Here is a 1,187-nt window from a genome sequence, read left to right on the forward strand (position 1 = left end):
CCCTCCTCGATCGGAAGGCGTTCTTTCCTGTGAGCAGCTCCCGTCCTTTGCGCGTCGCTATCGTCGGCGCTGGTCCTGCTGGTATCTATGCGGCGGACATTCTGTCGAAGACGGATGTCGAGGTGAGTATCGATCTGTTCGAGCGTCTGCCTGCGCCTTTTGGGTTGGTGCGGTACGGGGTGGCTCCGGATCATCCGCGGATCAAGCAGATCATCGTGGCGTTGCACAAGGTGTTGGCGCGTGGTGATGTGCGGTTGTTGGCGAACGTGGATTATGGGGTGGATCTGAAGCTGGACGATCTGCGGCAGTTCTATGACGCGGTGATCTTCTCGACGGGGTCGATCCGGGATGCGGCGTTGCCGATCGAGGGGATCGATCTGCCGGGGTCGTTCGGTGCTGCTGATTTCGTGTCGTGGTTCGACGGGCATCCGGACGTGCCGCGGACGTGGCCGTTGGAGGCGCGTGAGGTCGCGGTGCTGGGGGCGGGGAACGTGGCGTTGGACGTGGCGCGGATCTTGGCCAAGCATGCGGATGATCTGTTGCCCACGGAGATCCCGGACAACGTGTATGCGGGGTTGAAGGCGTCGCCGGTCACGGATGTGCACGTGTTCGCGCGTCGTGGTCCGGCGCAGGCGAAGTTCTCGCCGTTGGAGCTGCGTGAGCTGGGTCATGTGCCGGACGTGGACGTGATCGTGTATCCGGAGGACTTCGAGTTCGACGAGGGGTCGATGGCGGCGATCAATTCGTCGAACCAGACGAAGCAGGTCGTCAAGACGTTGACGGACTGGACGCTGAAGGATCCGAGCGAGTTCACGGCTTCGCGCCGGTTGCACCTGCATTTCTTGAAGGCTCCGGTCGCGGTGCTGGGGCAGGAGCGGGTCGAGGGGTTGCGCACCGAGCGCACGGTGCTCAACGGTGACGGGACGGTCAGTGGGACGGGGGAGTTCCAGGACTGGCCGGTGCAGGCGGTCTATCGTGCGGTGGGGTATTTCGGGTCGCCGTTGCCCGAGGTGCCGTTCGACGAGCTCAAGGGTGTCATTCCCAACCGTGAGGGTCGGGTGATCGACATCGATGGTGAGCAGGTCCCGGGGGTCTATGCCACGGGCTGGATCAAGCGTGGCCCGGTCGGGTTGATCGGGCACACCAAGTCCGACGCCTCGGAGACCGTCCGCCACCTCGTCGAGGAC

At 63.9% G+C, this 1,187-nt stretch carries 1 protein-coding gene; it reads left to right on the top strand.

Annotation, left to right across the window (positions count from 1 at the left end):
- Positions 1 to 29 precede the first annotated feature (29 nt).
- Positions 30 to 1,187: FAD-dependent oxidoreductase (locus OERS_RS20380; RefSeq protein ID WP_068627792.1), on the top strand; the 1,158-nt coding region annotated here is incomplete at its 3' end.

The sequence above is a fragment of the Oerskovia enterophila genome (assembly GCF_001692445.1).
Lineage (GTDB): Bacteria > Actinomycetota > Actinomycetes > Actinomycetales > Cellulomonadaceae > Oerskovia > Oerskovia enterophila.